Below are 26,570 nucleotides of genomic sequence, written 5' to 3'. Positions count from 1 at the left end.
GGCGTCAGGCGTGGTTCACCTCGCCGACGGCGCTGTCGTCGTCGTCGCTCGGCGGGATGGTGCACAGGTGCTCGGCGACCAGGCCGGCCACCAGCAGGACGAGCGCACCCACGATGGTCGCGACGTCCTGCCACACGGAGCCTAGCGAAGGGATCGCACGGCTCAGCAGGTACACCAGGATGCCGCCGGAGGCTCCGAGCAGCAGAGCACCGACGTGGCTGGACGCCTTCGCCAGCACCACGACGCGCATCGCCCGGAACGGATCGATGGGCCGACGCAGCGTGCCCTTCGTGGCGCGGTGGATCGGGATGGCGAAGCCGAGCACGAGGGCCGCGACCACGATCAGGGTCAGCGGAACCGTCAGCGGCGGGATGAGCACGGGGCGGCCGGCGGCGGCGATCGCGAGGTCGAGGAGGAACCCCGCGACGGCCCCGGCGAGGCCGAGTCCGAGCAGGGTGCTGATGCGGGTGCGCCTCACGGGGTCCTGCTCTCGGGGTCGGCGGTGGTGCCGCGGGCGGAGTCGCGCCCCGGCCAGGTCAACCCGGCCGGGTGGTCGGTCACGCGGTCGGTCGCCCGTGCGCGCAGCTCGGCCACGGGTCCGGCTCCGGGAAGGACCGCCGCCGGCTCGGCGTCGAGCCACGGCTCGAGCACGAACGCCCGCTCGGCGGCCCGCGGGTGCGGGAGGGTCAGGTGCGCGTCGTCGCGGAGCACGCCGCCGACCGCGATCACGTCGATGTCGAGGGTCCGGTCGCCCCAGCGCTCCTCGCCCTCGCCGCGGATCCGGCCGCCGGCCGATTCGATCGCCGCCGTCGCCGCGAGCAGGTCGTCGGGCTCGAGGACGGTCGAGCCGGTCACGACCGCGTTGAGGTACCCGGGCGCGTCCGCGTCGACGCCCTCGGGCTTCCACGCGGGCGACTCGACGACCTTGGACACCGCCTCGATGCGCAGGCCCGGCGTCGTGACGAGGGCCCGCAGCGCCTCCTCGAGGTGCGCCAGGCGGTCGCCGAGGTTGCTGCCGAGCGCGAGCACGACGTGGCGCACCGGGCGGACGCGCTCCTGCCGCGGCCTCACGAGCGGGTCCTCGTGATCTGCACGGCCACGTCCTCGAACGGCAGCGGGATCGGCGCGTCCGGCTTGTGGACGGTGATGCGGACGACGTCGGCGGCGGCGAAGCCCAGGGCCACCCGGGCGAGGCGCTCGGCCAGAGTCTCGATGAGGTCGACCGGGTCGCGGGTCACCGCGTCGGCCAGGGCGATCGCGAGCTCGCCGTAGTGCACCGTCTCGGCCAGCGCGTCGCCCTCGGCCGCCGGCGCGGTGTCGAGCCAGACCGTCGCGTCGATCACGAAGTCCTGGCCGTTCTCGCGCTCGAAGTCGAAGACGCCGTGGTGCGCGCGCACGCGCAGCCCGGTGAGGGTGATGGAGTCGCGCACGGCGAGGGCGGCGGGGTCGATCGCGGTCACGGGGTCTCCTCCTGGAGTCGGGCGGCGAGGGCCAGGGCGCGGGCGGATGAGCGGACGTCGTGGACCCGGACGCCCCAGGCGCCGTGCCCGGCGGCGACGAGGCTCAGCATGGCGGAGACCTCGTCGCGCTCGGCGGCCGGGGCGCCGGCGGGGGCGAACGGAGCGAGGAACCGCTTGCGCGAATGGCCGACCAGGACCGGGAAACCCAGCGAGACGATCGCGTCGAGCCCGGCCAGCAGCGCCCAGTCGTGCGCGCCGACCTTCGCGAAGCCGAGGCCGGGGTCGAGCAGGAGGCGGTCGTCCCGGATCCCGGCCTCACGGGCGGCGTCGACGCGGCGCTCGAGCTCGCCGCGGACGTCCGCCACCACGTCGCCGTAGGACGCGAGAGCGGTCATGCCCGCGCTGTGCCCGCGCCAGTGCATCGCGATGTAGACGGCGCCGCGCTCGGCGACGAGCGGGAGCATCCGCGGATCGGCGAGGCCGCCGGACACATCGTTGACGACGACGGCGCCCGCGTCCAGAGCGGCCTCCGCCGTGGCGGCGCTCATCGTGTCGATGCTGACGCGCACCCCCTCCGCGGCGAGGGCGCGGACGACGGGCAGCACGCGGCCCTGCTCGGCGGCGGAGTCGACGCGCGCCGCACCGGGGCGGGTGCTCTCTCCGCCGACGTCGACCAGGTCCGCGCCGAACGCGGCGGGTCCGTCCCCGGCGGGCCGGGTCAGGTCGAGGCCGTGGCGGACGGCATCGTCGACGGACAGCCAGCGTCCGCCGTCGCTGAACGAGTCCGGAGTGACGTTGAGGATCCCGAGGAGCGCGGCGCGGCCGGTCGGCGTGAGGTCGGCGACGGTGGTGGCCACGTCACTCCCCCCGCGCGGCGCCGATCAGCGCGATGATCTCGGCGCGGGCGGCCGGGTCGGCGAGTGAGCCGCGGGCGGCGACCGTCACGGTCGAGCTCGCGGTCTGGCGCGGCCCGCGCATCCGCACGCAGCCGTGCTCGGCGTCGACCACGACGAGCACTCCCTCGGGAGCGAGGCCCTGCTCGAGCGCGTCGGCGATCTGCTCGGTCATCCGCTCCTGGATCTGCGGTCGCGACGCGACCGTCTCGACCACGCGCGGCAGCCGGCCGAGGCCGACGACCCGCTCGCGCGGCCGGTAGGCGATGTGCGCGACGCCGAGGAACGGCAGGAGGTGGTGCTCGCAGACGGAGCGGAAGGCGAGGTCGCGCACGATCACCGTCTGGTCGAGCGGCGACTCCTGGCCGCCCTCGACCACCGCGAACGTCTCGGTCAGCTGGGCCGCGGCGTCGTCGTCGAACCCGCCGAAGAACTCCTCGTACGCCTCGGCGAACCGCCGCGGCGTGTCGAGGAGTCCCTCGCGGCCCGGGTCGTCCCCGATGGCCGCGAGGATCTCGGCGACGGCCGCCTCGATGCGCGCCTTGTCGACGGGCACGCGCGCGCTACGCCGTCGCGGGGCGCGGGTTGATCAGCGGCGGACGCTTCGGCGCGACCTCGTCCGCACCGGCGGAGGAGACTCCCCCGTCGGTCGCACCCGAGTCGATCGGCGCCTTGGCGACCGGGACCGCGATGGGCGGCAGGTCGGACAGGGGGCGCTTGTCGCTCGAGAGCCACTGCGGGCGCTCGTCGATGCGGCGGACGTCCTTGAAGATCTCGGCCAGCTGGTCGTGGTCGAGCGTCTCCTTCTCGAGCAGCTCCATCGCGAGGCGGTCGAGGATGTCGCGGTTGTCGTTGATGACCTGCCACGCCTCGTCGTGCGCCTGCTCGATGAGCTGGCGCGTCTCGGCGTCGACCGTCTCGGCGATCTGCTCGGAGTAGTCGCGCTGGTGGCCCATGTCGCGGCCGAGGAACATCTCGCCCGACGACTGGCCGAGCTTGACCGCTCCGACGTTCGCGGACATGCCGTAGTCGGTGACCATCTTGCGGGCGATGGAGGTCGCCTTCTCGATGTCGTTCGACGCTCCGGTGGTGGGGTCGTGGAAGACGATCTCCTCCGCGACGCGGCCGCCCATCGCGTACGTGAGCTGGTCGAGGAGCTCGTTGCGGGTCGTGGAGTACTTGTCCTCCAGCGGGAGCACCATCGTGTAGCCGAGGGCGCGACCGCGCGGAAGGATCGTGACCTTGGTCACGGGGTCGGTGTGGCGCATCGCCGCCGCCGCCAGAGCGTGTCCGCCCTCGTGGTAGGCGGTGATCAGCTTCTCCTTGTCGCGCATGACCCGCGTGCGGCGCTGCGGCCCCGCGATGACGCGGTCGATGGCCTCGTCGAGCGCGCGGTTGTCGATCAGCTGCGCGTTGGAGCGGGCGGTGAGCAGTGCGGCCTCGTTGAGGACGTTGGCCAGGTCGGCGCCGGTGAAGCCCGGGGTCTTGCGGGCGACGACCTCGAGGTCGACTCCGCCGGCGAGCGGCTTGCCGCGGCCGTGGACCTCGAGGATCCGCTTGCGGCCGAGCAGGTCGGGGGCGTCGACGCCGATCTGGCGGTCGAAGCGGCCCGGACGCAGCAGTGCGGGGTCGAGGATGTCGGGGCGGTTCGTCGCCGCGATCAGGATGACGTTCGTCTTGACGTCGAAGCCGTCCATCTCGACCAGCAGCTGGTTGAGGGTCTGCTCGCGCTCGTCGTGACCGCCGCCCATCCCGGCGCCGCGGTGGCGGCCGACGGCGTCGATCTCATCGACGAAGATGATGGCCGGCGAGTTCTCCTTCGCCTGCTGGAAGAGATCGCGGACACGGCTCGCGCCGACGCCGACGAACATCTCGACGAAGTCCGATCCGGAGATGGAGTAGAAGGGGACGCCCGCCTCGCCCGCGACCGCGCGCGCCAGCAGGGTCTTGCCGGTGCCGGGAGGGCCGTAGAGCAGGACGCCCTTCGGGATGCGGGCGCCGACGGCCTGGAACTTCGCGGGCTCCTTGAGGAACTCCTTGATCTCGTGCAGCTCCTCGATCGCCTCGTCGGCGCCGGCGACATCGCCGAACGTGACCTTGGGCGACTCCTTCGAGACGAGCTTCGCCTTCGACTTGCCGAACTGCATGACGCGGTTGCCGCCGCCCTGCATGCCCGAGAGCATCAGCCAGAAGAACGCGCCGATCAGCAGGATGGGGAGCAGGAAGCCGAGAGCCGAGAGGAACCAGTTGGTCTGCGGGACCTCGTCGTTGTAGCCGGTGCTGCCGAGATCGGCCGCGGACACCGCGTCGACGACCTCCGCGCCCCGAGGGGCCACGTAGTAGAACTGCACCTGCGTGCCGTTGTCTCCGTCGGCCTGCTTGAGCGTGAGATCGACGCGCTGCTCGCCGTCCACGATCTTCGCCGAGTCGACCTTGCCGTCCTTCAGGAGGTCGAGACCCTCCTGCGTCGTGACCGGCCGGAAGCCGGACATGGTGATCAGCGAGGAGCCGATCCACACCGCGACGATCGCCAGGACGACGTAGAGGATGGGACCCCGGAAGATGCGCTTCACGTTCATGCTTGTTGCGGGTGCGACACCCGGCGCCTTTCTGACGAGGAGATTGTGCCTGCCAGGCTACCTCCCGCACTCTGAGCGCCGCCCACGCGTTCGCCGTGGGCCGAACGGCCGCGGGCTGTGTTGTCTGGCGGGGATGCGGCGGGCCGCATCCCCGCGCGCGGTCGGCTTCGCGACGGGTGCGTTCCGCAGAGCGGGTCTCGTCGGACTGCCGGGAAACGCTGACACGCGTTTCCCGGTCCGCGTCCTCTGCCTTGTGGGTGGAGGTCGCGGGGATCGGCGCTTCGGCGGTAGGGACGCGCCGCGAGAACGCAGGAGTTGTCGCACTCGAGCTCGACAGCGACGACTACTGCGGTCTCGGGAGGGGCGAAGGTGTTCGAGCGGGGCGCGCCGCGAGAGCGCAGGAGTTGTCGCACTCGAGCTCGACAGCGACGACTACTGCGGTCTCGGAGGGGGCGAAGGTGTCCGGGCGGGGCGTGCCGCGACGAGGGGCAGCAGGCGCGGACGGATCGGGCCCGCACAGCCCGCGTCAGGCCGACTCGAGGAGGAGCTCCGGGTCGCGGAGGGCGGGCACGAGGCCACGGCGGCGGCGGGCGGCGGCCAGCACGGTCATGGCGAGCGCCCCGACCAGCCAGAGCACGAGCACCAGGACCGCGTGCGCGACTCCGATGCTGCCGCCGGCGATCAGCGAGCGGAACGCCTCCACCGTCCAGGTCAGCGGCAGCACTCCGTGGATCGCCTGGAAGAAGGCGGGAGCGGTCTCGACCGGGTAGGTGCCTCCGGCCGAGGACAGCTGCAGCACGATCATCAGCAGCGCCAGGAACCGGCCCGGGGCGTCCAGCAGCGCGATCAGCGCCTGGTTGATCGCCACGAAGGTGAGGCTCGTGAGCACGGCGATCCCGATCAGCCCGGGCAGGTTCGACGCCTCGACGCCCACTCCGAAGCGGATGACGAGCGCGGCCAGGACGCCCTGGGCGACCGCCATCAGCGCGCCGGGCAGGTAGCTGCGCAGCGCGATGACCCAGGCGGGCCGGCGCGCGGCGAGGAGGCGGGAGCTGAGCGGGGCGCTCATCAGGTAGAAGGCGAGCGCGCCGACCCAGAGCGCGAGCGCCATGAAGTAGGGGGCGAGGCCGTAGCCGTAGGACGGCACGCGGTTCATCCGCTCGGCGTCGATCCCGACCGGGGCGGCCGCGACGGTGCTGAGCTCCTGAGCCTGCTCGCCGGTGTAGGTGGGCACGTCGTCCGCGCCGTCCGAGAGCTTCGTGTCGAGGGTGCGCGATCCGGAGGCGAGCGAGTCGATCCCGTCGGCGAGGTCCTGCGAACCGGTGGCCGCGTCGGCCGAGCCGGTCGCGGCGGTCTCGGCGCCGTCCGCGAGGTCCGAGGCGCCCGTCGCGAGGGCGGCCGTCCCGGAGGCGAGGTCGGAGGCGCCGGCGGCCGCAGAGGCGATGCCGCTGGTGAGCGGGCCGACCGCGCCGGAGAGGGTGTCCACTCCGCCGGCGACCTGCGCGGCTCCGCCGTCGAGGGTCGCAGCTCCCTGGGCGAGGGCCTGCGCACCGGTCTGCAGCTTCTGGGCGCCGTCTGCGGCGGAGGTCGCCCCGGTGGACAGAGCGGCGGTGCCGGTCGCGAGGTCGGCGGCTCCGCCCGAGACCGTGGCGGCACCGGCGGCGAGCGCCGTCAGTCCGCTGCCGTCGTCGCCGACGAGCGCGGTCGCACCGGAGGCGAGCGTCTGCGCGCCCGCGTCCGCCGAGGCGGCTCCGCCCGCGAGAGCGGCCGCACCCTGCTCGAGGGCGGTCAGTTCGGCCACGCGCTGGGCGTCGGACAGCGAGTCGTACCGCGAGAGCAGGGAGGCGAGGCCGGAGTCGACGCCGGTCGCCCCGGTGGCGAGTTGCGGAGTGGCGGTCGCGAGCGCTCCCGCGCCGGTCGCGAGCTGCTGGGCTCCTGCGAGGGCCTTCCCCGCTCCGTCGGAGAGGGAGGCGGACCCGGTGGCCAGCGCCTCGGCGCCGGACGCCGCCGAGGCAGCGCCGTCCTTCAGGGTCGACGTCCCCGCGGCGAGGTCGGTGGCGCCCGAGGCGAGCGACGCCGCTCCGCCGTCGAGCTGCTGGGCGCCGTCGGCGACCGTGCGGGCTCCCGTGTCGAGCGCCGCCGCCTGGTCGGGCAGCTGCCCGGTCCCGCTCGCGATCCGCTGGAGTCCCGACGAGAGGTCGGACGCTCCGGAGGCCGCGCTCCCCGCGCCCGAGCGGAGGGAGTCGGCGCCGGTCGCCAGCTGCGCGGTGCCGTCCTGCAGCTGCGCGAGCCCGACGACCAGCTCGGAGGAGCCGGACGCGGCGGTCCCGGCGCCGTCCGCCAGCTGAGCGGCGCCGTCGGCCGCCTGCTCGAGGCTCGAGTGCACGTCGGTGAAGCCGAGGTAGATGTTCTCGAGGTAGGTCGCGCCGACCTTCTCCTCCAGCGTCTTCGTCACGGTGGTGCCGATGGTGGAGGCGATGTTGCCGACGATCAGGTTGGCCGCGTCGTTCGTCTCGATCGACAGCTTCGCCTGCACGGCCGCGGCGGGGTCGTCGCCGCCGACCGAGGCGACGTCGGCCGAGAAGCCGGCCGGCACCGTCAGCACGGCGAGGACGTCGCCGGAGGCGAGCTCGCGGGACGCCTCGTCGGCACCGGTCGCCGTCCAGGCGAAGTCCGAGCCGGAGGTGTCGGTGGTGAGCTGCTCGGTCAGGTCGTCGCCGAGGGCGAGCGCGGAGCCGTCCGAGGCGGTCGCGCCGGTGTCCTCGTTGACGATCGCGGCGGGCACCGTGTCGAGGTGGTGCGTGGGATCGAGGTTGGCCGAGGTCAGCAGTCCCGCATAGATCAGCGGGATGAGCGCGATCGCGGCGAAGACGACGACGAGGCGCGGGTTCACGGCGCGCAGGGCGCGGCGGAGCGGGGAGGTGGTCATGGTCCTTCTACTTCGTGGAGTGCAGGGCGGCGAGCCGCGGCGAGGCGACTCCGGTGACGAGGAGCTCGGCGATGTCGGCGGAGGCCGAGGCCGCGGGACGGCGGGCGTCGCCGTCGAGGAGCCAGCCGACGACCAGCCAGGTGGTGCCGGCGGCGAGGAGGACGGCGAAGCGCTCGACGCGGGCGTGGTCGCCGCCGCCCGATCCGCGCTCGGCGAGGGGCGAGAAGGCGAGGAGCCGCTGCGCGAGGAACGCGACGACCGACTCCTGCACGGCGCGGGCCGTGCCTCCGCTCAGCACGCGGCGGTAGAAGTCGGCGTGCACGAGCAGGCCCTCGAGGAGCCCGCGGACGATGCGGGGGACCGCGCCCTCCCAGTCGGCGGGGGCGGTGCCGGGAGCGACGTCGCCGAACAGCGCGTGCATCCGCTCCACCGCGGCGGCCTCGATCAGTGACGACACATCCCCGAAGTGCTGGTAGAACGTGGGGCGGCTGACGCCCGCGGCGCCGCAGAGCTCCGTGATGGAGGGCTGGTCGTCGCCCGGGCGGTCGAGGGCACTCGTGATCGCGGTGAGCAGGAGCTCGCGCGAGCGGGTGAGCCGCGGATCGGTCACGGGGTCCTTCTTCCCGGCGCGAGGAGCGCCTGCTTTACGTCCGTCAGATAACTTACAACCGTAAAGAAGAGTGCGCAAGCATCAGGAGGAGGGCGGCTCCGGGAGCAGCGTCGCGATGGCGGACGTATCGACGATCACCGAGTCGTGCGGAGTCAGTCCCGGGCTCCGCGGCGTCGGCACCGGCAGGCGCACGAGCAGGGCGCCCGGATCCACGCCGAAGCGCCCGGAGCGGGTGCGGCCGACCGGATCGCCGTCCAGCTCGGCGAGCACCGGCTGGTCCAGCTCGAACGAGAACTCGCGGCCGGGCCACTGCCGGAGCGAGGCGAGCCCGTTGCGGTTGCCGGTCGCCACGTCCAGCGCGAGGCCGAAGCGCCGACGCAGCAGCACCAGCTCCAGGTCGCCGTCGTCGAGCACGGCTCCGGCGGCCAGCTCGATGTTCGCGACCACGGAGCTGCAGTTGCAGGCCAGCACCATGAAGCAGCGCTGCGGAGGCTCCTCCGCGCCGTCGATCGTGAGGGTCACCTCGAATCCGGCCTTGAACATCGCCGGCGCCCCCGCCGCGAAGTAGGCGCCCCAGCCCACCCGCTTCTTCAGCTCCTCGTCCGTCTTGTCCATGATCTCGGCGTCCAGGCCCACCCCGCCCATCACCATGAACACCCGCTCCTCGCCGTCGTCGAACGCGGCCGTGCCCACGTCGATGGCGCGGTCCTGCCCGAGCAGGGCGATCTCGACCGCCTCGGGCAGCGAGCCGAGCGGGATCCCGAGGTTCCGCGCGAGGAGGTTGCCCGTGCCGCTGGGCAGCAGGCCGTAGGGGACGCCGGTCCCCCGCAGCACCGTGGCGACGGCGCGGACGGTGCCGTCGCCTCCCATCGAGCAGACCAGGTCCGGGCCCGCCTCGAGTGCGGCGCGGGCCGCGGCGGCACCGGAGTCGCCCGGGCTGGTCTCGAACCAGAGCGGCTCGTTCCAGCCGTGGCGGCGCGCGATCGTCGCGACCAGGTCCTCCGCGGCGCCGACGTCGTCGAACTTGCTCGGGTTGATCACGACGGCGACGGTGCGCTTCTCGGGTGCCTTCACCCCGTCAGTCTGACGGCACCGGCGACCGGTCCAGTCGCGCTGACGCCTCCAGGGCGAGCACGGCGCCGATCTCGGCCGAGAGCGTGGCGGGCAGCGACGGAGGCGCGTCCCAGCGGGGCCCGGCCAGCAGCACGCCGCGGCGGACGCTCGAGCTCTGCAGCGCGGCGACGCTGCCGGCGACGAAGCCGCGGAGGCGGGCGGCCACCGCGGGCGCGACTCCGCTCGTCGTGGCGAGGTCGACGAGGTGCCGGTAGGCGATGCCGCCGAACAGGGCACCGTCCCCCGATCCCTGGTCGACGAAGACGCCGTCGGGGGCGAGCCGGTCCAGCAGGTCCTCGGCCGTGCGGGAGGCGTGGGCGACCAGGCGGGGGTCGGGCCGCAGGCGGTGCAGGGCGAGCGCCGCGCCGATGTAGACGGCGTGGTTGTAGCTGAAGGCCCAGTCGTCGCGCGCGGAGCCTCCCTCGCGGCCGATGCCGTCTGCGACGAAGCCGGTGTCGTCGTCGCGGAGGCGCACGTGCATCCAGTCGAGGGCGGCGCGCGAGAGCTCCTCCCGGCCGTCGGGCCGCAGCCGCTCCAGGCGCACGCCGAGGATCGCGAACGGGCCGTTCGCGGGCGCGTTCTTGTAGTCCAGCTGCCGGCGGCGCCAGGCGAGGCTCGCCCCGTGGCGGAGGTTCCAGCCCTTCGCGACGGCGAAGCGCCACAGGCGGTCGGCCCGGTCGAGGAAGCGCGGGTCGCCCGAGGCCTCCCCGAGGCGGGCGAGCGCGCCACCGAGCCACATCATGTCGTCGAAGTAGCCGTTGACCAGGCGCCCGCCGTTGCGGAGGCGGATCGCGCGATGGATCCGCCGGGCCCGCTCCAGGTGCGCCTCGTCGCCCGTGCGCTCGAAGGCGTCGACGGCCGCGTCGATCGCGTGCGCGAGCCACCAGTAGTTGAACTCGAGGTCGGCCCGCAGCGAGGTCGGGTAGCTCATGTGGTAGCCCAGCAGGGGCACCGCGAAGAGCCGCTCGAGGCTCTCCTGCGCGGTGTCCGCGGCGCTACTCGTAGACGTGCGGGGCGAGGACGGCGACATCGCGCAGGTTGCGGTAGCGCTCGGCGTAGTCGAGCCCGTAGCCGATCACGAACTCGTTCGGGATGTCGAAGCCGACGTAGGCCACGTCGACCTCGACCTTGGCGGCCGCGGGCTTGCGGAACAGCGCGCAGATCTCGACGGACTCGGCGCCGCGGCTGCGGAGGTTGCCCTGCAGCCACGAGAGCGTGAGGCCGGAGTCGATGATGTCCTCGACGATCAGCACCTTGCGGTTCGTGATGTCGGAGTCGAGGTCCTTCAGGATCCGCACGACGCCGGAGGACTTGGTGCCGCTCCCGTAGGACGAGACGGCCATCCAGTCCATGACGATGTCGAGCTTGAGCTCGCGGGCCAGATCGGCCATCACCATCACGGCGCCGCGCAGCACCCCGACGATGAGCAGGTTCTCGCCCGCGTAGTCGCGCTCGATGGCGCGGGCCAGGTCGCGGATCCGCTCGTGGATCTCGGCCTCGGTGTAGAGGACCTCGGTGATGTCGTCGGCGATGTCGGCTGCTTCCACCCGGCCACTCTACGGGTGACCGGCCCCCGTCTCCCCTCCGCGAGTTTCCGCTCCGGTACACCTCCGCCGGCGAGTCGCGTGCCGGAGCGGCATCTCGCGGGGAGGGGTCGGGCGCCGCGCGGGGACCGGCGTCGCGGAAACGGGGTCAGGGGGCCGCGGGTGCGAAGACGAGGGTGGTGCCGCGGCGGGTGGCGAGGACGCCGGGGAGGTCGACGCCCTTCTGGCCGTGCCAGTCGGTGACGAGCGCGGCGACCGCCAGCGTCTGCGAGCGCGAGAGCGCGACTCCGAACTCGTTCGCCACGACCAGGCGGATGATCCGCTGCCGCAGCGCCGGCGGGTCCGCCGCGAGCCCGCGCGCGTCGACCGTGACGTGCCCCGCCTCGTCCTGGCCCACCAGCTCGAGCGCCCAGTCGAGGGCGAGCGCGTCGAGCGCGTCCCCGTCCTCCCGCAGCTGCTCGGCCGTGCGCGCCAGAGCCTGGGCCACTCCCGGCCCCAGCTCGTCCTCCAGCACGGGCAGCACGCGGTTCCGCACCCGGACCCGCGAGTAGCGGGGGTCGTCGTTGTGCGGGTCGTCCCACGGCACGAGCCCCTGGTCGGAGCAGGCGAGGCGGGTCGTCTCGCGCCGCAGGCCCAGAATCGGCCGACGCAGCGGCCCACTGACCGGCGCCATCCCGTGCAGCGAGGCCGCACCGGCTCCGCGGGCGAGCCCCAGCAGCACCGTCTCGGCCTGGTCGTCGAGGGTGTGGCCCAGGAGGATCGCGGCGGCGCCCGTCGCGGTCAGCGCGTCGTCGAAGGCGCGGTAGCGCGCGCTGCGGGCGGCCGCCTCCGGACCGCCCTCGGCGGACACCGTCACCACCTGGCGCAGCACCGGCGCGAGCCCCAGCGCGTGCGCCTGCTCCGCGGCCCGCCGCGCGACCTCCGCCGACGCCGCCTGCAGCCCGTGGTCGACGATCACCGCGCCGGCCCGCCTCCCGCCCCGCGGGGCCTCGAAGCCGACCGCCGCCGCGAGCGCGAGCGAGTCCGCTCCCCCGCTCAGCGCGACCAGCACGAGCGCTCCGGGGTCGAGCCCGTCGAGGCTCTCGCGCACCGCCCGCCGCAGATCGGCGACGGCGGGGGTCAGGCGGGGGCGATCGGGCACATCAAGTAACGTAATGCCAGCGATCCGCCCCTCCCGCGCGCGCACCCGCGCGAGCGTTCCGGAGGCCGATCCGTCCGCCGATGCGCCGCTCACGGCGCCACCGACTCAAGGAGAGAGCATGGCCGCATACGACGTCGTCGTCGAGATCCCCAAGGGGAGCCGCAACAAGTACGAGGTCGACCACGAGACCGGTCGCGTCTACCTCGACCGCGTGCTCTTCACCTCCTTCGTCTACCCGACGGACTACGGGTACTTCGAGAACACCCTCGGCCTCGACGGCGACCCCGTCGACGCGCTGGTACTGCTCGAGTACCCCGTCTTCCCGGGCGTGGGCGTCTCCGTCCGCCCGGTCGGCGTGCTCAACATGAGCGACGAGGCCGGCTCCGACGCGAAGGTGATCGTGGTCCCCGCGAAGGACCCGCGCTGGCAGCACATCCAGGACATCGGCGACGTCCCGGAGCAGACGAAGAACGAGATCAAGCACTTCTTCGAGCGCTACAAGGACCTCGAGCCCGGCAAGTGGGTCAAGGTCGACGCGTGGGGCGACGCCGCCGAGGCGGAGCAGATCGTCCAGGACGGCATCAAGAAGCTGGCCGAAGAGGGTCACTGACCCCTCGCACCAACGAAGGAACCCCCTCCCGTCGTCTCGACAGGAGGGGGTTCTCTCGTTGCGCGGTGCGGCCGCGGCTCAGGCGGCCGGGCGGCCGACCATGCCGGCGGGCGTGCCCCAGGTGTTCCAGATGCGCACGGGCTTGCCGTAGTCGGCGGCCTCGATGATCTGGTTGTTCCCGAGGTAGATGGCCACGTGGTAGTAGTCCCCGCCGCCACCCCAGAAGATCAGGTCGCCGCGCTGGCGCTGGCTGTAGGGGACGAGCTTGCCGGCGCCGGCCATGGTGTTGTACTGGTTCGTCGCCGAGTGGGTGCCGATGTAGATGCCCGAGGACGCGTACGAGGCCTTGGTGAGGCCCGAGCAGTCCCACTGGTCCGGGCCCATGCCGCCGAGGACGTACTCCTCGCCGAGCTGAGCCATCGCGTACGAGATCGCGTTCTCGACGGCGCCGCTGGTCGGCACCAGGACCGGAGCGGTCACCGGCTGCGGGAGCGGCTGAGCCGCCGGCTGGGCGACCGGCTGAGCAGCGGGCTGGGCCGGAGCAGGAGCCGGAGCCGGAGCCGGCTGCTGCTGCGCGGGCTGCGGAGCGGCGGGCTGCGGGAGGGACGCGGTCTGACGCGACGGGGCGGCGGCGTCGGCCTGCGCCGAGGACTGCTGCTGGGCGGAGCGGGCGGTGGACTGCGCCTGAGCGGCGGCCTCCGCCTCGGCCTGCGCCTGGGCGGCGGCCTCGTCGGCCTGGCGCTTCTGCTCGCCCGCGAGGTACTGGGTCTCGGCCTCGACCGAGGAGTCCTTCAGCAGCGCGAGCTGGGCGACCAGCTCCTGCGACTTCTCCTCCTGCGCCGAGAGCGACGCGCGGGCCGACTCGGCGGCGGCGTCGGCGTCCTTGCGGGCTGCGTCCGCCTCGTCCGAGAGCGCCTGGTGCTCGGTGACGGCGAGGTCGGCCTGGTCGCCGAGCGACTCCGCGTTCTGCTTGTCGGCGAGGGCGTCGGCGTAGACCTTCTGCGACTGCTCCGAGAGCTGCGACATCGCGCCGAGCTGGTAGAGCAGGTCGCCCGCGTCCTTGCCCTTGGCCACGAGGCTGGCGGAGAGGTCGCCACCGGCGGCGCGAGAGAGGTGCGCGGCCAGCAGGCCGGCGCGCATCTTCGAGGTCTGGGCCTTGGCGGAGGCGGTGGTCGCCTTCTCCTCGAGGTCGTCGACGGCCTTCGCAGCGGCGTCGAGCGCCTCCTTGGCCTGGCGCCAGGCCTCGGCCTTCTTCATCGCGGTGATCGACTTCTCGTCGACCGCGGTCTGCAGGCTCGCGATGAGGCCGGTGATCGAGTCGATCTCTGCCTGCTTGCTCGCCTCGTCCTTCTTGGCGTTCTGCACGTCGTCCCACGAGGGGTACTTCGCGTCGTCGGCGAGGGCCGGGGTGATGCCGAGGGACGCGGTGACCGCCGTGACCGCGAAGGCGGCGGAGATGACGAGCGGGAGGCGGCCCTTCCAGGCGCGCTCCCGGGGTGCCGGGGTGAAGGTGCGTGCGGTCGTCTGTGCGTCAGCCAAGGGTGACTCCTCGTTGGGCCATGAAAGGTTGGGCGTCGACGGCGGAGCCGTTGACGCGGGTCTCGAAGTGCAGGTGGCAGCCGGTGGAGGCGCCGGTCGAGCCGACGGCGGCGATCTGCTCGCCCGCCTGGACCTGCTGGCCGACGCGGACGTAGATCCCGCCGGACATGATGTGGGCGTAGCCGGTGCTGATGCCGCTGCCGTGGTCGATCAGAACCCAGTTGCCGTAGGTGCCGTTGGGGCCCGCGTAGGAGACGGTGCCGCTGTGCGCCGCGAAGATCGGGATGCCGCAGCCGCCCGCGAGGTCGGTGCCGCGGTGGTACGAGCCGGAGGATCCTCCGCCGGTCGAGATGCTGTCGCGCGGGCCGAAGGTGCCGGTGATGCGGCCTCCGGCAGGGCGGACCCAGCCGGAGTCGCTGACGGCGCTGGAGCCGCCGCCGCCCGAGGGGGCGACGTACCCGCCGCCGCCACCGCTGCCGCCGCTGGACGCGGCCGCGGCCCGGGCGGCCTCGCGGCGCGCGGCCTCGGCCTGGGCGGCGGCCTGGCGGGCGGCCTCCTCCTCGGCGAGCTTCCGGAGGCGCTCGGCCTCGCGGGCGGCGACGCCGGCCTCGTACTCGGCCACGGTCTTCGACTCGGTGTCGCGGAGCGCGGCGAGCTGCTGCTCGAGCACGACGCTCTGCTCCTGCTGCTCGGCGAGCGCGGCCTCGGACGCCTCCTGAGCGGCGGTCGCCTCGGCCAGCTTCTGCTCGGCGGCGACGCGGAGGCGCTCGCGCTCCGTCTGCGCGACCTCGGCCTGGTCGGCGAGGGACAACGCGGTGTTCCGGGCGGTGCTGGCCTGCTCGTAGATCGCGGAGGAGCGCTCGACCAGCTTGGTCATGCTCCCGATCTTCGACAGCAGCTGGTCGGCCTGGCCGGCCTTCTGGTCGAGGAAGATGTTGACGGACAGGTCGGTGCCGGTGCTGCGGTAGAGCTGCGCGGCGAGCAGGCCCGCCTGCTGCGAGGCCTTGTCGGCCTCCTCGGCGCTGGCGGCGGCCCGGTCCTCGAGCTTCTTCGACTGGTCCGAGGCCTCGTCGAACGCCTGCTGAGCGGCGAAGTGCTCGTCGCCGCGCTGCTGCGCGAGCTGCTGAGCGGAGGCGACCTCGCTCTGGAGGTCGCCGATCAGGGACGTGATCCGGTCGACCTGAGCGGCGGCGGCGGCGGTGTCGCCCTTCGCCGCCTCGACGTCGGCCCACGACGGGTACTCGACCGCCTGGGCGGGAGTGGCGACGAGCAGGCCGGCGACGAGCGCGACGACGGCGGAGGCCAGGGCAGCACCTCGGAGTCGCCCGAGTCGCGGCGCGCCGGGGAGGCGGGCGGGACGCGGACGGCGCAGGGAGTGGGGCATGGGACCTCGGGGATAGGGGGCCCTCCCTCCGCGGCGGTGCGGCTCCGGCGCGCGGGTGGGGGGAAGAGCGATTCCGCCCCACCCTAACCGCGGCTCTGCCCGATCTCCTAGACCCGGGTCAACCCCGGACGGGGTGCACGCCGCCTGCGGAACCGTCGATTTTGCATCCTGCGCCGCGGCCCCCTATGCTTGCGTGTCGGTAGTCATGGGGGGTCGGCCGCAGGGTCGCCCCGCGAGTCTCCGGCCCCATCGTTTAGTGGCCTAGGACACCGCCCTTTCACGGCGGCAGCACGGGTTCGAATCCCGTTGGGGTCACGGATGGGTCGGTACTACCAGCACCACCAGAAGTACCAGCACCACCGGAAAGTGCGCCGGCTCGAGAGGGTCGGGGCGTGAAAATAGAACAGCCTCGAAGGCAGTATGCTTGTCTTCGCAACGAGGCCCTGTAGCGCAGTTGGTTAGCGTGCCGCCCTGTCACGGCGGAGGTCGCGGGTTCAAGTCCCGTCAGGGTCGCAAAGAGGCCCTTCCGAGAGGAAGGGCCTTTTTCAGGAGATCACCTCTCCAGCGACATCACGTCGCAACGGCTCTGTAGCTCAGTTGGTAGAGCGCACGACTGAAAATCGTGAGGTCACGGGATCGACGCCCGTCGGAGCCACTGGAACCCTCGCCTAGCTTCTACATGGCGGGGGTTTCTTCGTACCCGGAGGTCCCCGCCGCCGCGATCCGCCGCACATCCCTCCCGTTCCGGCCCGCGCCGAGCAGTGACTGCGGCCCGGATCCCGTCCAGGCGGTCTGCGTAGGCTGGCCCGGCCATGCAACCCGACGCCTTCCCGCCGCCCGATCCCGCGACGCTCGCGCCCGACTCCGCTGCGGCGACGTCGTGGCCGGCCGAGCCCCTCCCCTCGGTCCACGCGCCCTACTCCTCCCTCCTCTACCTGCCCGATCCTCGGGTCCGCTGGGGCCTGCCGACCGCCGTGCTCACGATCGTCGGGATCGTCCTGCCGCTGGCCGTGCTCATCCTGCTGTTCGGGTTCGGCGTGCTCCCCTACTCCGCCGGACTCGCCTTCGCGGGGGCGCTCGCGAGCTATCTCGTCGCGCTGATCGTCCCGTTCGCGGCGTCTCGGCTGCGCGGGCTGGGCACGATGGCGGCCGACTTCGGGCTGCGGTTCCGCTGGATCGACGTGCCCATCGGGATCGGGCTCGGCATCGCAGTGCGCGTCGTGATCCTGTTCGTGCTCGCCGCGTTCGCTCCGCTCCTCCAGGACGCGCAGGGGAACCTCGACATCGACCCCGATCCGCTGTGGTTCGTGCTGAGCTCGGTCCTCATCCCCGTCGTCGTCGCGCCGCTGGTCGAGGAGGTCCTCTGCCGCGGCGTCGTGATGCGCGCGGTGCGGAACCGGATGCTCCGGGGCTCGGCGGAGTCGGCGCCGCCCACCCGCGGCCGCCGCGTCTGGGCGATGGTGTTCAGCATCCTGGCGTCCACGGCGGTCTTCGCCCTGCTGCACGGGCACCAGATGGTGAACCCGGCGACGATCGTGACGCTCGGCGTGACGACGGTCACCGCGGGACTCGCGCACGGCTGGATCGCGACGATCACCGGGCGGCTCGGAGCGGCGATCGTCTCGCACGCGACGCTGAACGGCTCCGCGGTGCTGCTGCTGGCGCTGCTGCCGCTGCTGACTCCGTAGGGGGATCTCGAGAGGCCCGCTGCGCGGGGTGCTCGATCGGCAGGAGTCGGGGCGGCCCGATCGCGGGCGTGGGGCGGCGCGTCAGACGTCGTAGGTGCGCGCGCCGGGCAGCGGGCCGCGGACCTGGCGGTGGAGGCGCTCCATGTCGGCGTCGAGGGTGGCGGCGGTGCGGGCCGCGTCGGCGAGGCCGTCGAGGAGCTCCTGCGGGACCTGGCGGTCGTACTTGTAGTAGATCTTGTGCTCCAGGCTCGCCCAGAAGTCCATCGCGATGGTCCGGAACTGCACCTCGACGCAGACGTCGACCGATCCGCCGGAGAGGAACACGGGCACCTCGACGATCGCGTGCAGGCTCTTGTAGCCGTTCTCCTTCGGCTCGGCGATGTAGTCCTTCACCTCGAGCACCGTCACGTCGGACTGCGAGGTGAGCAGGTCGAAGACGCGGTAGACGTCCGAGACGAAGCTGCAGGTGATCCGCACGCCGGCGATGTCGGTGATCGCGTCGGCGATGCCCTCGAAGGTCGTCTCGCAGCCCTTGCGCTCGATCTTCTCGATCAGGCTGTCGGCCGACTTGAGCCGGCTCGTGACGTGCTCGATCGGGTTGTACTCCTGCAGCTCGCGGAACTCCTCCTGCAGGATCGACACCTTCGTGACGATCTCGTCCATCCCGAACTTGTACTGGAGCATGAAGCGCGCGAAGTCGTCGCGCAGGGCGCGGATCTCGGCGACGGTGGTGGCGTCGAGCGCTTCGGCGACGGCATCCGTCAGCGGAGGGACGGCGTGCGCGGGTTCGGGGATGCGGGATTCCACAGTCGGACACCCTACGCGCGGAGTCGTTCGAGACCGGTGGGAGGCGCCCGGCCTAGCCTGGGAGCGTGATCACCGAGCCCCGCCCGCTGCGCTTCTGCGCGTTCGTCATGAACACCGCCTCCCACATCCAGCACGGCCTCTGGCGCCACCCCGACGCCCGGCAGCACGAGTTCGACGACGTGCAGCTCTGGATCGACCTCGCCCGGACGCTGGAGCGCGGCCGCTTCGACGCGATGTTCTTCGCCGACGTGGCGGGGCTCTACGGTCCGGCGGACGGCGACTGGGACGTCAACGCCCGCGAGGGGCTGCAGCTGCCCAGCAACGACCCGTCCGTGCTGCTCTCGGCCCTGGCGGTGAGCACCGAGCACCTCGGCTTCGCGTTCACGAGCTCGGTGCTGCAGTCGCATCCGTTCGACTTCGCCCGGAAGGTCTCGACCCTCGACCACCTCTCGAAGGGGCGGATCGCCTGGAACATCGTCACCAGCGCCCTCGACGGCGCGGCCCGCAACTTCGGCTACGACCGGCTCGAGGAGCACGACGAGCGCTACGCCTGGGCGCAGGAGTACCTCGACGTGGTCTACAAGCTGTGGGAGGGCTCGTGGGACGACGGTGCGCTCCTGCGCGACAAGAGCGGCTCCTTCGCCGACCCGGCGCGCATCCACCGCATCGACCACGTCGGGAAGCGCTACCGCGTGCAGGGGCCGCACCTCTCGGCTCCGTCGCCCCAGCGCACGCCCGTGCTCTTCCAGGCCGGCTCCTCCCCCGCGGGTCGGCGCTTCGCCGCGCGGAACGCGGAGGCGCAGTTCGTGTTCTCGGGGTCGCCGGAGAAGACCCGCGAGCTGATCGAGGACACGCGGGCCCTCGCCGCGGCGGCCGGTCGCGGAGCGGGTGCGCCCTCCTTCTACCTGGGGCTCTCCTTCATCACCGGCGACACGGAGGAGGAGGCGCGCCGCGCTGAGCGCGAGATCGACGAGTACCTCTCCTCCGACGCCTTCCTCGTGCACTCGAACCTCGGCTTCGACCCGGCGACGGGCGAGAAGCTCGACCCCGACCTGCCGCTCTCGGCGATCGAGACCTACGCCGGCCAGAGCCACCTGCAGTGGATCCGGGACGCCTCCCCCGACCGCGAGCCGACCGTCCGCGACCTGGCCCGGCTCTCGGCGAAGCTGCGCGGACGGGTCGTCGGCACTCCCGAGCAGATCGCCGACCACCTAGCGGGCTGGCGCGACGCGGGGATCGACGGGATCAATGTCGTCAACTGGATCCTGCCCGGCAGCTACGAGGAGTTCGTCGACCGGGTGATGCCGGTGCTCCAGGAGCGGGGCCTCGCGCAGACCGAGTACGCCGAGGGGACGCTGCGCCGCAAGCTGTTCGGGACGGACGAGCTGCCGGCGACGCACCCGGCGCGGGCGTACCGTGGGGCGTTCGCGGGCTGAGCCCTCGCGGGCCGGGCTCTGCGCGTCCACTGCCCCTGCACCGGCTGCCCGCCCCGCCCCGCGCTCTCCGCCGAGCTGGGGACGCGAGGGCGGGCGCGGCTCCGTAGCGTCGAGGGATGATCCAGACCTGGGGAGTCCTGACCGCGCTGTACGGAGTCGTCGTGACGGCGGTCGCGGTGCTCGCGATCGTCCTGCTGGTGCTGCTGTGCCGCCTGGTGCTCGCCGCGCGCGAGAACCTGCAGACCTCGACGAGGCTGCGCGAGCTGCAGATCGAGCGGATGCTGCTCGAGGACGAGTAGCGGACGCGCGACGCCGGCCGCGATCAGGTCCTCGGCGAGGAGCAGTCGCGGCCGACGACGCGCGGTCCGGTCAGGGCAGAGCGGGTCGCGCCTCCGGGCGGGGCGCCCGCGGGATGAGCAGGCCGAGGGCGACGGCGACCAGCGCTCCGATCGCGCCGATCACGAACGTGGTCTCGAAGCCCTGCGAGCTCGGCAGCTGCACGTCGCCGACGGACACGGTCAGCTGCGCGAGCACGCCCGCGGTCACGGCGGAGGAGAGCGTCGTGCCGAGGGTGCGCATCAGCGAGTTCAGCCCGTTCGCGGCGGCGGTCTCCGAGGCGGGGACGGCGTGCATGATGAGCGTCGGCATCGCGGCGTAGGCGAGGCCCAGCCCGACGCCGATGAGGGCGTTGATCACCAGGATCTGCCACACCTCGCCGCCGAACGGGAGGATCAGCAGGTACGAGACCGCGATCAGCCCGGAGCCGGCGATCAGCACGAGCCGCGGCCCGGACTGCGCCGAGAGGCGGGCGGCGAGCGGGGACGTCGCCATCATCGCCAGGCCCGAGGGCGCGAGCACGAGGCTCGCCACGATCAGGCTCAGGCCGAAGCCGACGCCGGACGCGGTCGGCAGCTCGAGGCGCTGCGGCAGCGTGATCTGGGCGCCGAAGAACGCGAAGCCGACCGCCACCGAGGCGAGGTTGGTGAAGAGGACGGCGGGGCGGGCGGCCACCCGGAGGTCGACGAGCGGGCTCTCCTGCCGCAGCTCGTACCAGCCCCAGAGGAGCAGGACGGCGATGCCGCCGAGGCCGGAGCCGAGGATCGCGGGGCTCGTCCAGCCGGAGTCGTTGCCGCGCGAGACGGCGATCAGCACGCCGCTCAGTCCGAGGGCGAGGCCGATCGTGCCGACCACGTCGAAGGTGCCGGCCGAGCGCAGCGTCGACACCGGCACGACCAGGAGGACGAGGACGATGTCGAGGACGCCGAGGCCTGCGGACATCCAGAACAGGACGTGCCAGTCGGTGTTCTGCGCGATGAGGGCGCTGAGCGGCAGGCCGAGCGCGCCGCCGATGCCGAGGGTCGCGCTGACCAGGGCGATCGCGCCGGGGAGCCGGTCGCGGTGGAGGGTGTCGCGGAGGATCGAGATGCCGAGCGGGATGACGCCCATCACCGCGCCCTGGAGGGCCCGGCCCACGACCAGCGTCCACACGTCGCCCGCGAAGGCGCAGACGATCGAGCCGATCACGAGCACGACCAGCGCGGCCACGGCCATCCGCCGCTTGCCGTAGAGGTCGCCGAGGCGGCCGGAGACCGGGGTGAGGATGCAGGCGCTCAGCAGCGTCGCGGTGATCACCCACGCGGTCTCGGTGCGGTCGGCGCCGAGCAGCGTCGGCAGCTCGGACTGGATCGGGACGACCAGCGTCTGCATGAAGGAGGCGCTCATCCCCGCGAAGGCGAGGACGGCGGTGATGAGGCGCGGGTCCGGCGAGCGGGTCAGGGAGCGTCTGTCGGAGTCGGGCACGGCTGTCCTTCGTGTCGGCGGCGGACGCGCACCCGGACCGCGGCGGCGGGCGGGCCGTCGTCGGCGGGATCGTATCGCTCGGCTCTGCTTTCGACCGGCTCGGGGCTCAACATCGCGGGCCGCCGCTTTGTTCCCTCCTCCTCCTTCCCGCGCGCGTCGGGCAGGACGAGGATGGGCGGATGATCGACATCGAGAGCTGGATCGCCGGCTACGAGAAGGCCTGGGCCACGGACGACGCGGCAGACGTGGCCGCACTGTTCACCGAGGACGCCGAGTACTTCACGGCGCCGCACCGCGACGCGATCACTCCGCGCGACGCGATCGTCGAGTGGTGGCGGGCGGAGGAGGAGCCCGCCGACCCGACGTTCGCGTGGGGCCTGGTCGCGCTGACGGAGGAGACCGCCGTGGTGGAGGCGCGCACCGTCTACCCGGGCGACCGCACCTACCTGAACCTCTGGGTCATCCGCTTCGCCCCCGACGGGCGGGCGCGCTCGTTCACCGAGTGGTACATGGAGGAGCCGGCCGACTCCGTGTCCTGACCCGCGGGAGTCCGCAGGCAGCGGCGAGGAGCCCTCAGCGGCGCCCGGTCAGAGCTGCGCGGCCGCGAAGGTGTCGCAGCTGGTGGCGTCGCCCTCGAAGCCGGCCTGGAACCAGCGCTGGCGCTGCTCGGCCGAGCCGTGCGTCCACCCCTCCGGATCGACGGTGCCGGTGGCCTGCTCCTGGATGCGGTCGTCGCCGACGGCTGCCGCGGCGCCGAGCGCGTCCTGGTACTCCTGCGCCGTCACCGGCTTGAGGTAGGGCGTGCCGGTCTCGTCGGGCACCGTCGAGGCGTCGCCCACCCAGGCTCCGGCGAAGCAGTCGGCCTGCAGCTCGAGGGGCACCGAGTCCGACTCGGGACCGGTGCCGGAGCGGTCCGCCGACTCCATCGCGCCGGTCAGGTTCTGGATGTGGTGGCCCCACTCGTGGGCGAGGATGTACATCTGCGCGAGCGATCCGCCCGAGGTGTCGAACCGGGTGCGCAGCTCGTCGAAGAAGTCGGTGTCGAGGTAGATCGTCCGGTCCGGCGGGCAGTAGAACGGGCCGACCGCGGCGGTCGCGCTCCCGCAGCCGGTGGTGGTGCTGTCCTCGAACAGGTCGACGCCGGTCGGGGTCGTGTAGGCGACTCCGAGGGTCGGCGTCTGCTCGCCCCAGTAGCGGTCGAGCGACTCGGCCGCACCCTCGAGGCGGCAGTCGACCTGCGTGTTCGCGTCGGCGCCGCTGTCGCAGGCCACCGCGGTGGAGGTGACGCCCTCCGGCGAGGACCCGCCTCCGCCGAACACCTCGCCGAGGCCCGAGAGGTTCACGCCGAGCAGCTGCGAGAGCAGCGCGAGCACGACCACGCCCACCGCGCCCCCGCCGACGGCGATGCCGGTGGTGCGGCCGCGACGGCGGACCTTGCCGCCGCTGAGCTGGGAGTCGTCGTTGAAGGTCATGCCGACGAAGCTAGCGCTCCGCGGACGGGCTCCGCTCGGGCTTGCGGTCAGCCCCAGCGCGACTCGCTGGCCGAGCGGATGATCTCGAGCAGCGCCTCGCGCAGGGGGCCGTGCTCGAGCGAGCCCGGGAACATGTCGACCTCGAGGCGGTGCGCCCGGCGCCAGGCCTCGCCGCCCGCGTCGGTGAGCGCGACGAGCTGCCGGCGGCGGTCCGACGGATCCGTGGTGCGCGAGACGTGGCCCTCGCGCTCGAGGCGCTCGATGGTGCGCGACATGGTCTGCACCTCGACGTGGGCCGCGGCGGCCAGCTCCTTCTGCGCGACGGGACCCGCCTGCAGGAGGTGCAGCACGATCAGGCCGGCGTGGGTGAGGCCGATCTCGGCGAGAGCGCCGTGCCAGGCGTGCTCGACCATCCGGGAGGCGGTGGAGAGCAGCCGGCCGGTGGGCCAGTCCTCCATACCGGAGGCGTCGTCCGCGCGCATCTGATCAGGGTAGACCCGCTCCCGGGGCACGACGGCACCGGGCGCGGGACGCTCAGGCACGGGCGCCCGGGCATCCCGGCCGCGAGGCGCGGACCGCCCCGCGCGTCAGGACGCGAAGCGGTCCGTCGCCTCGATCAGCGCGTCGAGGATCCCCGGCTCGTCGAAGGCGTGGCCCGCGTCGGCGATCATCCGGAAGTCGGCCTCGGGCCAGGCCCGGTGCAGGTCCCAGGCGGTGAAGGCCGGGGTGCACATGTCGTAGCGGCCCTGCACGATGACGGCCGGGATGTCGCGGAGGACGCCGGCGTCGCGGATCAGCTGCCCCTCCTCCAGCCAGCCCCTGTGCACGAAGAAGTGGTTCTCGATGCGGGCGAAGGCGAGCGCGAAGACGGGATCGGACCAGTCCGCGATCAGCTCCGGCTTCTGCAGGAGGGTGATGGTCGACGCCTCCCAGGTGGTCCAGGCGACACCGGCGGGGCCGTGCACGGCGGGGTCCGCGTCGTGGAGCAGGCGGTAGTACGCCTCGATGAGGCTGCCCCGCTCGCCGGCCGGGACGACGGAGGTGTAGCCCTCCCAGAGGTCCGGGTAGACCGCGGCGGCGCCGCCCTCGTAGAACCACTCGAGCTCGGCGCGGCGGAGGGTGAAGATCCCGCGGAGGACGATCTCGCTGACCCGCTCGGGGTGGGTCTCGGCGTAGGCGAGGGCGAGGGTCGAGCCCCAGGAGCCGCCGAGCACGAGCCAGCGCTCGACGCCGAGGTGCTCGCGGAGGCGCTCGATGTCGGCGACGAGGTACCAGGTGGTGTTGGTCGAGAGGTCGGCCTCCGGCTCGCCGGCGTGCGGGGTCGAGCGGCCGCACATGCGCTGGTCGAACAGCACGATGCGGTACTTCTCGGGGTCGAACAGCCGCCGGTGGGCGGGCGAGGTGCCGGCCCCGGGGCCGCCGTGCAGGAACACGACGGGCTTGCCCTCGGGGTTGCCCGAGACCTCCCAGTAGAGCGAGTGGCCGTCGCCGACGTCGAGCATGCCGGAGTCGTGGGGCTCGATCTCGGGGTACAGAGTGCGCATGGCCCGCACCCTACCGACTGTCAGGGTCGCGGTCCGCGAGGCGGGCGGCCCGGCCCCGGAGTGGGCGGGAGCGCCCGCGTCCACCCGGCGCACCCGCCTCCCGCGGTCGTTACTGTGGATCGGACCTGCACGCCCCCGTCGAAGGAGCCCCCATGCCCACCACTGTGCGCGGCGTCATCGCCCGGTCGAAGGGCGCTCCCGTGGAGCTCGTCGACATCGTCGTCCCCGACCCGGGCCCGGGCGAGGCCGTGGTCGACATCGAGACCTGCGGTGTCTGCCACACCGACTTCCACTACCGCGAGGGCGGGATCAGCGACGACTTCCCCTTCCTCCTCGGTCACGAGGCGGCCGGACGGGTCAGCGCGATCGGAGAGGGAGTCACCCATGTCGCGGTCGGCGACTTCGTGGTCCTCAACTGGCGCGCGGTCTGCGGCGAGTGCCGGGCCTGCACCCGGGCCGAGCCCTGGTACTGCTTCGACACCTTCAACGCGACGCAGCGGATGACCCTGGAGGACGGCACCGAGCTCAGCCCCGCCCTCGGGATCGGCGCCTTCGCCGAGAAGACCCTCGTGCACGCGAAGCAGTGCACGAAGGTCGATCCGGAGGCGGACCCCGCCGCGGTGGGCCTGCTCGGCTGCGGGATCATGGCCGGCCTCGGCGCGGCGATGAACACCGGGAACGTGACGCGCGGCGACTCCGTCGCGGTCATCGGCTGCGGAGGAGTCGGCACGGCCGCCGTGGTCGGCGCCGCTCTCGCGGGCGCCGGCACGGTCATCGCGATCGACCGGGACCCCAAGAAGCTGGTCGCGGCCGAGATGCTCGGCGCCACGCACGTCATCGACTCCAGCGGCCTCGACGAGGCGGGCGTCGTCGCGGCGGTGCAGGCTCTGACGAACGGCTTCGGAGCGGACGTCGTCATCGACGCCGTGGGCCGCCCCGAGACCTGGCGCCAGGCGTTCTACGCCCGCGACCTCGCCGGGACCGTGGTGCTGGTCGGGGTGCCGACTCCCGAGATGACGCTCGAGATCCCCCTGCTCGACGTCTTCGGCCGCGGCGGCTCGCTGAAGTCGAGCTGGTACGGCGACTGCCTGCCGGAGAGGGACTTCCCGATGCTGACCGGCCTCTACCTCCAGGGCCGACTTCCCCTGGACGAGTTCGTGAGCGAGCGGATCGGGATCGAGGACATCGAGGAGGCCTTCGCCACGATGGCCGGCGGCGACGTGCTCCGCTCGGTGGTGGTGCTCTGATGGGCGCGCGGATCGAGCAGCTCGTCACGAGCGGCACCTTCAGCCTCGACGGCGGCACCTGGGACGTCGACAACAACGTCTGGATCGTCGGCGACGACTCCGAGTGCGTCGTCATCGACGCGGCCCACGACGCGGACGCGATCCTCGCGGCCGTCGGCGAGCGCCGGCTCCTCGCCGTACTGCTGACCCACGGGCACGACGACCACCTCGACGCGGTCGAGGGAGTCCGCGCTGCGACCGGCGCTCCGATGCTGCTCCACGAGGCCGACCGGATGCTGTGGGACGCCGTGCACCCCGGCACGGCCCCGAGCGGCGGTCTGGTCGACGGGCGGATCGTGCCCGTCGCCGGCGTCGAGCTCGAGGTGCGGCACACCCCGGGCCACACCCCCGGCGCCGTCTGCTTCGTCGCCGAGGCGCTCGGCACGGTGTTCACCGGCGACACCCTCTTCCAGGGCGGGCCGGGGGCCACCGGCCGCTCGTACAGCGACTTCCCGACGATCATCGACTCGATCACGGAGCGCCTGCTGACGCTGCCCGCCGAGACGGTGGTCCGGACCGGCCACGGCGACTCGACGACGATCGGGGCGGAGGCGCCGCACCGCGAGGAGTGGATCGCGCGCGGGCACTGACCGGGCGGGGCCGGCGCAGAGGCTGCCGGCCCTCCCGCTTCGGCGTTCTGCTCGCCCGGATGTCCGACGGGTGTGGGAGTTTCGCAACCGATGGTCGTGCTCCCTTGTTACCGTGAACAATCGCCGGTACCGTGCGATGACCACA

Annotated in this window: 26 protein-coding genes and 3 tRNA genes; 10 read left to right on the top strand and 19 right to left on the bottom strand. The window is 73.0% G+C overall.

The genetic code is table 11. The features are described from left to right. Positions 1–4: 4 nt before the first annotated feature. The 12 genes from C5C69_RS09400 to tilS form a co-directional block, all read right to left on the bottom strand. Positions 5–478 (bottom strand): DUF3180 domain-containing protein, encoded by a 474-nt coding sequence (locus C5C69_RS09400; protein ID WP_104257812.1) that lies wholly within the window; start codon positions 476–478, stop codon positions 5–7. Next, positions 475–1,071 carry a 2-amino-4-hydroxy-6-hydroxymethyldihydropteridine diphosphokinase gene (gene folK, locus C5C69_RS09395; protein WP_104257811.1) on the bottom strand — a complete coding sequence of 199 codons (597 nt, stop codon included), beginning with the start codon at positions 1,069–1,071 and terminating at the stop codon, positions 475–477. Before folK ends, C5C69_RS09400 begins: the two co-directional genes overlap by 4 nt. After that, on the bottom strand, positions 1,068–1,460 hold the full coding sequence (folB, locus tag C5C69_RS09390) for a dihydroneopterin aldolase (protein ID WP_104347803.1): 393 nt from the start codon (positions 1,458–1,460) through the stop codon (positions 1,068–1,070). The genes folK and folB overlap by 4 nt, the downstream gene beginning before the upstream one ends. Further along, positions 1,457–2,317, bottom strand: coding sequence for a dihydropteroate synthase (gene folP / locus C5C69_RS09385; RefSeq protein WP_104238405.1), 861 nt, complete (start codon positions 2,315–2,317; stop codon positions 1,457–1,459). The genes folB and folP overlap by 4 nt, the downstream gene beginning before the upstream one ends. A 1-nt stretch (position 2,318) precedes the next feature. Beyond that, positions 2,319–2,909: a GTP cyclohydrolase I FolE gene (gene folE / locus C5C69_RS09380; protein WP_104224103.1), complete on the bottom strand. Its 591-nt coding sequence runs from the start codon at positions 2,907–2,909 to the stop codon at positions 2,319–2,321. 7 nt (positions 2,910–2,916) lie between these two features. Beyond that, a complete protein-coding gene (gene ftsH / locus C5C69_RS09375; protein ID WP_104224104.1) occupies positions 2,917–4,932 on the bottom strand; it encodes an ATP-dependent zinc metalloprotease FtsH in 2,016 nt (671 codons plus the stop codon). Positions 4,933–5,458: 526 nt separating this feature from the next. Beyond that, positions 5,459–7,861 (bottom strand): YhgE/Pip domain-containing protein, encoded by a 2,403-nt coding sequence (locus C5C69_RS09370; protein ID WP_104234305.1) that lies wholly within the window; start codon positions 7,859–7,861, stop codon positions 5,459–5,461. 7 nt (positions 7,862–7,868) lie between these two features. Further along, positions 7,869–8,471: a TetR/AcrR family transcriptional regulator gene (locus C5C69_RS09365; protein WP_104234306.1), complete on the bottom strand. Its 603-nt coding sequence runs from the start codon at positions 8,469–8,471 to the stop codon at positions 7,869–7,871. 81 nt (positions 8,472–8,552) lie between these two features. Further along, positions 8,553–9,545, bottom strand: a complete 993-nt coding sequence (locus C5C69_RS09360) for a diacylglycerol kinase family protein (RefSeq protein ID WP_104234307.1) — start codon at positions 9,543–9,545, stop codon at positions 8,553–8,555. 4 nt (positions 9,546–9,549) lie between these two features. After that, complete coding sequence (locus C5C69_RS09355) at positions 9,550–10,614, bottom strand: glycoside hydrolase family 76 protein (protein WP_104234308.1); 1,065 nt, start codon at positions 10,612–10,614, stop codon at positions 9,550–9,552. After that, positions 10,580–11,131, bottom strand: a complete 552-nt coding sequence (hpt, locus tag C5C69_RS09350) for a hypoxanthine phosphoribosyltransferase (protein ID WP_104224109.1) — start codon at positions 11,129–11,131, stop codon at positions 10,580–10,582. The genes C5C69_RS09355 and hpt overlap by 35 nt, the downstream gene beginning before the upstream one ends. A gap of 145 nt (positions 11,132–11,276) precedes the next feature. Next, positions 11,277–12,269, bottom strand: coding sequence for a tRNA lysidine(34) synthetase TilS (tilS, locus tag C5C69_RS09345; protein WP_104234309.1), 993 nt, complete (start codon positions 12,267–12,269; stop codon positions 11,277–11,279). 118 nt (positions 12,270–12,387) lie between these two features. Here tilS and ppa point away from each other — a divergent pair, with 118 nt between their 5' ends. Continuing rightward, positions 12,388–12,879 carry an inorganic diphosphatase gene (gene ppa / locus C5C69_RS09340; protein WP_068255683.1) on the top strand — a complete coding sequence of 164 codons (492 nt, stop codon included), beginning with the start codon at positions 12,388–12,390 and terminating at the stop codon, positions 12,877–12,879. A gap of 78 nt (positions 12,880–12,957) precedes the next feature. Here ppa and C5C69_RS09335 read toward each other — a convergent pair whose 3' ends face one another. Both C5C69_RS09335 and C5C69_RS09330 read right to left on the bottom strand, forming a co-directional pair. After that, the gene (locus tag C5C69_RS09335; protein WP_104234310.1) at positions 12,958–14,418 is read right to left on the bottom strand and encodes an NlpC/P60 family protein; all 1,461 of its coding nucleotides are present in this window, start codon (positions 14,416–14,418) and stop codon (positions 12,958–12,960) included. Further along, complete coding sequence (locus C5C69_RS09330; RefSeq protein WP_104234311.1) at positions 14,411–15,802, bottom strand: peptidoglycan DD-metalloendopeptidase family protein; 1,392 nt, start codon at positions 15,800–15,802, stop codon at positions 14,411–14,413. Before C5C69_RS09330 ends, C5C69_RS09335 begins: the two co-directional genes overlap by 8 nt. Before the next feature lie 242 nt (positions 15,803–16,044). Here C5C69_RS09330 and C5C69_RS09325 point away from each other — a divergent pair. The 4 genes from C5C69_RS09325 (at position 16,045) to C5C69_RS09310 (ending at position 17,490) form a co-directional block, all read left to right on the top strand. Next, positions 16,045–16,117, top strand: a tRNA-Glu gene (locus tag C5C69_RS09325). A 124-nt stretch (positions 16,118–16,241) separates the two neighbouring features. Then, positions 16,242–16,315, top strand: a tRNA-Asp gene (locus C5C69_RS09320). A gap of 69 nt (positions 16,316–16,384) precedes the next feature. Then, positions 16,385–16,457 (top strand) — tRNA-Phe (locus C5C69_RS09315). A gap of 157 nt (positions 16,458–16,614) precedes the next feature. Further along, positions 16,615–17,490, top strand: coding sequence for a CPBP family intramembrane glutamic endopeptidase (locus C5C69_RS09310; protein ID WP_104234312.1), 876 nt, complete (start codon positions 16,615–16,617; stop codon positions 17,488–17,490). An 81-nt stretch (positions 17,491–17,571) separates the two neighbouring features. On the opposite strand, the gene C5C69_RS09305 is transcribed toward C5C69_RS09310, so the two are convergent. Further along, the gene (locus C5C69_RS09305; protein WP_104234325.1) at positions 17,572–18,174 is read right to left on the bottom strand and encodes a GTP pyrophosphokinase family protein; all 603 of its coding nucleotides are present in this window, start codon (positions 18,172–18,174) and stop codon (positions 17,572–17,574) included. A 230-nt stretch (positions 18,175–18,404) separates the two neighbouring features. Here C5C69_RS09305 and C5C69_RS09300 point away from each other — a divergent pair, with 230 nt between their 5' ends. Further along, positions 18,405–19,733, top strand: a complete 1,329-nt coding sequence (locus tag C5C69_RS09300) for an NtaA/DmoA family FMN-dependent monooxygenase (protein ID WP_374953130.1) — start codon at positions 18,405–18,407, stop codon at positions 19,731–19,733. Positions 19,734–19,849: 116 nt separating this feature from the next. Then, entirely contained in the window at positions 19,850–20,032 is a 183-nt protein-coding gene (locus tag C5C69_RS09295; protein ID WP_104234313.1) for a hypothetical protein, read from the top strand. A gap of 70 nt (positions 20,033–20,102) precedes the next feature. Here C5C69_RS09295 and C5C69_RS09290 read toward each other — a convergent pair whose 3' ends face one another. Then, positions 20,103–21,533: an MFS transporter gene (locus tag C5C69_RS09290; RefSeq protein WP_258059764.1), complete on the bottom strand. Its 1,431-nt coding sequence runs from the start codon at positions 21,531–21,533 to the stop codon at positions 20,103–20,105. 179 nt (positions 21,534–21,712) lie between these two features. Here C5C69_RS09290 and C5C69_RS09285 point away from each other — a divergent pair, with 179 nt between their 5' ends. Further along, the gene (locus C5C69_RS09285) at positions 21,713–22,072 is read left to right on the top strand and encodes a nuclear transport factor 2 family protein (protein WP_104234314.1); all 360 of its coding nucleotides are present in this window, start codon (positions 21,713–21,715) and stop codon (positions 22,070–22,072) included. Between the two features lie 48 nt (positions 22,073–22,120). On the opposite strand, the gene C5C69_RS09280 is transcribed toward C5C69_RS09285, so the two are convergent. The 3 genes from C5C69_RS09280 to pip all read right to left on the bottom strand — a co-directional run bounded on the left by C5C69_RS09280 (position 22,121) and on the right by pip (position 24,549). Continuing rightward, positions 22,121–23,005 (bottom strand): neutral zinc metallopeptidase, encoded by an 885-nt coding sequence (locus C5C69_RS09280; protein ID WP_104257810.1) that lies wholly within the window; start codon positions 23,003–23,005, stop codon positions 22,121–22,123. Positions 23,006–23,052: 47 nt separating this feature from the next. Then, positions 23,053–23,487, bottom strand: a complete 435-nt coding sequence (locus tag C5C69_RS09275; protein ID WP_104224399.1) for a MarR family winged helix-turn-helix transcriptional regulator — start codon at positions 23,485–23,487, stop codon at positions 23,053–23,055. 105 nt (positions 23,488–23,592) lie between these two features. Next, positions 23,593–24,549, bottom strand: a complete 957-nt coding sequence (gene pip, locus C5C69_RS09270) for a prolyl aminopeptidase (protein WP_104226020.1) — start codon at positions 24,547–24,549, stop codon at positions 23,593–23,595. Positions 24,550–24,701: 152 nt separating this feature from the next. Between pip and C5C69_RS09265 the strand changes: the two genes are divergently transcribed. Both C5C69_RS09265 and C5C69_RS09260 read left to right on the top strand, forming a co-directional pair. Then, entirely contained in the window at positions 24,702–25,796 is a 1,095-nt protein-coding gene (locus C5C69_RS09265) for an S-(hydroxymethyl)mycothiol dehydrogenase (RefSeq protein ID WP_104234315.1), read from the top strand. Then, the gene (locus C5C69_RS09260) at positions 25,796–26,425 is read left to right on the top strand and encodes an MBL fold metallo-hydrolase (RefSeq protein WP_104234316.1); all 630 of its coding nucleotides are present in this window, start codon (positions 25,796–25,798) and stop codon (positions 26,423–26,425) included. The genes C5C69_RS09265 and C5C69_RS09260 overlap by 1 nt, the downstream gene beginning before the upstream one ends. Positions 26,426–26,570: the final 145 nt, after the last annotated feature.

Source organism: Rathayibacter sp. AY1C7, assembly GCF_002931865.1.
Lineage (GTDB): Bacteria > Actinomycetota > Actinomycetes > Actinomycetales > Microbacteriaceae > Rathayibacter.
Note: the sequence above shows the minus strand (reverse complement) of the source record. Positions and strands in the feature narration are given on the sequence as shown.